General features: G+C 72.4%; 7 protein-coding genes. 6 read left to right on the top strand and 1 reads right to left on the bottom strand.

Annotated features, from left to right (window positions below; translation table 11 throughout):
- Positions 1-712, top strand: a 712-nt coding sequence (locus tag K206_RS0135785) for a GspE/PulE family protein (RefSeq protein WP_020207046.1), incomplete at its 5' end; no start/stop codon positions are given.
- A 14-nt stretch (positions 713-726) separates the two neighbouring features.
- Entirely contained in the window at positions 727-1,938 is a 1,212-nt protein-coding gene (gspF, locus tag K206_RS0135780; protein WP_020207045.1) for a type II secretion system inner membrane protein GspF, read from the top strand.
- Between the two features lie 36 nt (positions 1,939-1,974).
- Here gspF and K206_RS40395 read toward each other — a convergent pair whose 3' ends face one another.
- Positions 1,975-2,511 (bottom strand): hypothetical protein, encoded by a 537-nt coding sequence (locus tag K206_RS40395; RefSeq protein ID WP_020207044.1) that lies wholly within the window; start codon positions 2,509-2,511, stop codon positions 1,975-1,977.
- A gap of 209 nt (positions 2,512-2,720) precedes the next feature.
- On the opposite strand from K206_RS40395, the gene gspG reads away from it, so the two are divergent.
- The 4 genes from gspG to K206_RS0135755 form a co-directional block, all read left to right on the top strand.
- Complete coding sequence (gene gspG, locus K206_RS0135770) at positions 2,721-3,164, top strand: type II secretion system major pseudopilin GspG (protein WP_020207043.1); 444 nt, start codon at positions 2,721-2,723, stop codon at positions 3,162-3,164.
- Positions 3,139-3,615, top strand: coding sequence for a GspH/FimT family pseudopilin (locus K206_RS40390; protein ID WP_043367881.1), 477 nt, complete (start codon positions 3,139-3,141; stop codon positions 3,613-3,615). The genes gspG and K206_RS40390 overlap by 26 nt, the downstream gene beginning before the upstream one ends.
- Positions 3,602-3,985 (top strand): type II secretion system minor pseudopilin GspI, encoded by a 384-nt coding sequence (gene gspI, locus K206_RS0135760; RefSeq protein WP_020207041.1) that lies wholly within the window; start codon positions 3,602-3,604, stop codon positions 3,983-3,985. Before K206_RS40390 ends, gspI begins: the two co-directional genes overlap by 14 nt.
- On the top strand, positions 3,982-4,347 hold a 366-nt coding region (locus K206_RS0135755; RefSeq protein ID WP_020207040.1), incomplete at its 3' end, for a type II secretion system protein J. The genes gspI and K206_RS0135755, both read left to right, overlap by 4 nt.

Genomic DNA, 4,347 nt, shown 5'->3' with positions numbered 1-4,347 from the left:
CCGCCTGATCGGCCAGCCCCACGGCATCGTGCTGGTGACCGGGCCCACCGGCTCGGGCAAGACCACCACGCTCTATGCCGCGCTGTCGCGGCTGGACGCGGACACGACCAACATCATGACCGTGGAGGACCCGGTCGAATACGACCTTGACGGCATCGGCCAGACCCAGGTCGGCGAACGCATCGGCATGACCTTCGGCAAGGCCCTGCGCGCGATCCTGCGCCAGGACCCCGACGTGATCATGATCGGCGAGATCCGCGACCTGGAAACCGCGCAGATCGCGGTGCAGGCCTCGCTCACCGGCCACCTGGTGCTGGCCACGCTGCACACCAACGACGCCGCCTCGGCGGTGACGCGGCTGACCGACATGGGCGTGGAGCCCTACCTGCTGTCGTCGTCGCTGCTGGGCGTGCTGGCGCAGCGGCTGGTGCGGCGGCTGTGCCCGGCGTGCCGCCGCGTCGAGGACGGCCGCTGGCGCCCGGTGGGCTGCGACCGCTGCGGCCCGACCGGCTTCCAGGGACGCTCCGGGGTCTATGAACTGCTGGTGGTGGACGATGCGGTGCGCCGCCAGATCCACCAGCAGGCCGCCGACGCGGACATCCGCGCCGCCGGCGTGGCGGGCGGGATGCTGACCATGCGCGAGGACGGCCAGCGCTGGATCGACGCCGGCGACACCACGCTGGAAGAAGTCTTGCGCGTGACCAAGGACTGACAGGGAGGGCGACCATGCCCGCTTTTCGCTATGAAGCCGTGGACTTTGGCGGCAAGCTCCACCGCGGCGTGCTGGACGCCGAGGGATCGCGGGCGGCGCGCAGCCAGTTGCGCACGCGCGGCCTCACGCCGCTGAAGGTGCTGCCGGTGACCGCCGCGGCCAACGGCGGCGGCGTCACGCTGTTCGGCGGCCGGCTGGGCGCGCAGGAGCAGGCGCTGTTCACGCGCCAGTTGTCGAGCCTGCTGTCCGCCGGGCTGCCCCTCAACGAAGCGCTGTCGGCGCTGGCCGACCAGGCCGAGCGCGCCTACGTGCGCCACCTGGTCAGCGCCATCCGCGCCGACGTGGTGAGCGGCCAGTCGCTGTCCGGCGCGCTCGCCCAGCATCCCCGCGACTTCCCCGACATCTACCGCGCGCTGGTATCCGCCGGCGAGCACAGCGGCAAGCTGCACCTGGTGCTGACGCGGCTGGCCGACTATGTCGAGGGCCGCAACGCGCTCACGCAGAAGATCAAGCTGGCCTTCACCTATCCGGCCGTGGTCACCGTGGTGGCGTTCGGCATCGTGGTGTTCCTGCTGACCTACGTGGTGCCGCAGGTGGTCGGCGTGTTCACCACCACCAGACAGAAACTGCCGGCGATCACCGAGGTCATGCTCGCCTGCAGCGATTTCGCGCGCGCCTGGGGATGGCTGGCCGCCATCGGCCTGGCGCTGCTGGGCTGGCTGATACGGCGCATCCTGGCGCTGCCGGGTCCGCGCCACCAGTGGCACGGCTGGCTGCTGACCGCGCCGCTGCTGGGCAAGCTGGTCAGCGGCTACAACACCGCGCGCTTCGCCAGCACGCTGGCCATCCTGACCAGCGCCGGCGTGCCCATCCTGCGCGCGCTGCAGGCGGCCGGGGAAACGCTCAACAACGTGGCGCTGCGCGCCACGGTCGAAGACGCCATCTCCCGCGTGCGCGAAGGCACCTCGCTGGCGCGCGCGCTGGCCTCCACCAACCGGTTTCCGCCGGTGCTGATCCACCTGATCCGCTCGGGCGAGGCGACCGGCAACCTGCCCGACATGCTCGAACGGGCCGCGCAGGGCGAAGCGAGCCAGCTGGAGCGGCGCACGCTGTTCCTCACCGGCCTGATGGAGCCGGCGCTGATCCTGGGGATGGGACTGATGGTGCTGACGATCGTGCTGGCGGTGCTGATGCCGATCCTGGAAATCAACCAGATGGTGAAGTAGCTGGCGGATGCCTGGCGGGGACGCTCGCGCGGATGCTTAGCGGCTGGCGCGGGGAATATTGGTCACCAGCGCCGGGCCGCCGTCCGCCGCCGCCGTCTCCATCTCCGTCTCCGTCGCCGCCAGGACCGGCAGCGCGCGCTTCGGCGCCATCGCCACCTCCTGCGTGGCCGCGCCGCGCCTCAGCACCACCGAACGCGCGCGCACCTCGGCCAGCACCAGCCCGGGCGCGGCCTCCCTGCCCGCCTGCACCAGCCGCGGCGCCGCATCCGCCACGGACAGCACCGCCGCGCCGCCACCGCCCTCGCCCGCCGGACGGATCACGCCGCGCACGGCCACGCGCAGCCCCTGATCCCGCGCCGGCTGCGCCCCGAACAAGCCAGCCCCCTCCCCGCCGCCGGCCGGCGCGGCAACGGCCGCCGGCGCCGCCGGCATGGCCGGCGACGGCGCGGCGATCCGCCATGCCCAGTACGCCGCCACGGCCACGCACGCCACGGCGCCGGCCAGCGCCAGCCCCGGCGGCGCCAGCTCCCGCGGCGTGCGCCCCGGCAGTTCGTCCAGGCGCAGTGATCTCAATGCGCCTGATGCGCTCAACCAGCCCGGCAAGCTCGGCAGTCCCGGCATGGCAGCCCTCCCGGCATGAACATTCGGTGTCAGAAACCGCGCAGGATGTGTCACCACATTGCCCCCCGCGCTGGACAGAATCGACCGGCCCCATGACGCATGGCGCGGCCCGTGACAGCGTTGTACCGCGCCGCCATGACAACCCTCTTGCGAAATCTGCGATGACTGCGACGCGACACCGACACAAGCGCCTTGCCCGCGGCTTCACGCTGATCGAGATCATGGTCGTGATCGTGATCCTCGGCGTGCTGGCCGCGCTGGTGGTGCCCAAGATCATGAGCCGCCCCGACGAAGCCCGCATCGTCGCCGCGCGCCAGGACATCGCCTCGATCCTGCAGGCGCTCAAGCTCTACCGCCTCGACAACAGCCGCTACCCCACCACCGACCAGGGCCTCGTCGCGCTGGTGACCCGCCCCGCCACCGAACCGGTGCCGAACAACTGGAAGGGCGGTGGCTACCTGGAAAAGCTGCCCAAGGACCCGTGGGGCCATCCGTACCAGTATCTCAACCCTGGCGTGCGCGGCGAGATCGACGTGTTCAGCCTCGGCGTCGACGGCCAGTCCGGCGGGAGCGGCAACGATGCCGACATCGGCAACTGGGAGTAGGCGCGGGTTCACGCTGCTGGAGATGCTGGTGGTCATCGTCATCATCGGCATCGTCAGCGGCATGGTCGCCGTCAACGCGCAGCCCAGCCCCCGCCAGTTGCTGGCGCAGCAGGCGCAGCGGCTGGTGTGGCTGCTGCAGGGCGCGCACGACGAGGCCCGCCTGCGCGGCGAGATCATTGCCTGGGAGGCCTCGCCGCGGGGGTTCCGCTTCCTCGTGCGCGCAGGGGCACGCTGGGCGCCGCTGCGCGACGACACGCTGCGGCCCGGCGACTGGGGCGGCCCGCTGACCATGCTGCAGGTCGCGCAGCCGGACCAGCCGGCGCAGGCCGGCAGCGCGCGCGTGCTGTTCGGGCGCGAGGCGGTGGAGCCCACGCTGGAGATCGTGCTGCAGCGCGACGGCGCCACCGTGCGCATCGTGACGCTGGCGCCGGGCCGCTATGCCGTGCAATAGCGAAGCGCGCCGCCGCGCCGCCGCCTTCACGCTGATCGAGGTGCTGGTGGCGCTGGTCATCGTGGCCGTCGCGCTGGGCGCCTGCCTGCGCGCCGCGGGCATGATGGCGGACAACAGCGACAGCCTGCGCGCGCGCACGGTCGCCGGCTGGAGCGCGGCGAACCGGCTTGCCGAACTGCGGCTGGCCGGGCGCCCGCCCGAGCCGGGCACGCGCCGCTTCGGCTGCGACCAGGGGCCGGTGGCGCTGCTGTGCGAGGAAGTGGTGTCGCCAACCGGCGACCCGGGCCTGCTGCTGGCCGTGGTCTCGGTCTACCGCCCCGCCGACCCTGGCGCGCGCCTGGCGCAACTGGCGCAGGTGATGGCGCGATGAGGGCCGCGCCGCGCCGCCGTGGCGGCTTCACGCTGATCGAGATGGTGATCGCCATCGCGCTGCTGGCCATTGTCGCGCTGATGTCGTGGAAATCGCTGACGGGGATCATCCGCGGCCAGCAGGGCGTCATCGACACCATGACGGACCTGCGCGAAGTGGACCGGATGTTCGAGCAGATGTCGATCGACCTGGCCGACGCGGTGCCGGACAACGACCTCGGCGACGGCGCCATCGCGTTCGACGGCGCGCAGTTGCGCATCGTGCGCGCGCTGGACGCGCCGGGCCAGCCCACGCGCTGGCAGGTGGTGCGGTACCGCAGCGCGGATGGCGTGCTGTGGCGCGAGTTGTCGGCGCCGCTGGCC

Origin of the sequence: Cupriavidus sp. WS, assembly GCF_000395345.1 — a bacterium.
Lineage (GTDB): Bacteria > Pseudomonadota > Gammaproteobacteria > Burkholderiales > Burkholderiaceae > Cupriavidus > Cupriavidus basilensis_B.
This window is presented reverse-complemented; position numbering and strand designations above follow the sequence as displayed.

Excerpts from the sequence above, each read along its gene's own strand:
- gspF (WP_020207045.1), top strand. The coding sequence starts at position 727 with ATGCCCGCTTTTCGCTATGAAGCCGTGGACTTTGGCGGCAAGCTCCAC.
- gspG (WP_020207043.1), top strand. The coding sequence starts at position 2,721 with ATGACTGCGACGCGACACCGACACAAGCGCCTTGCCCGCGGCTTCACG.
- K206_RS40390 (WP_043367881.1), top strand. The coding sequence starts at position 3,139 with ATGCCGACATCGGCAACTGGGAGTAGGCGCGGGTTCACGCTGCTGGAG.
- gspI (WP_020207041.1), top strand. The coding sequence starts at position 3,602 with ATGCCGTGCAATAGCGAAGCGCGCCGCCGCGCCGCCGCCTTCACGCTG.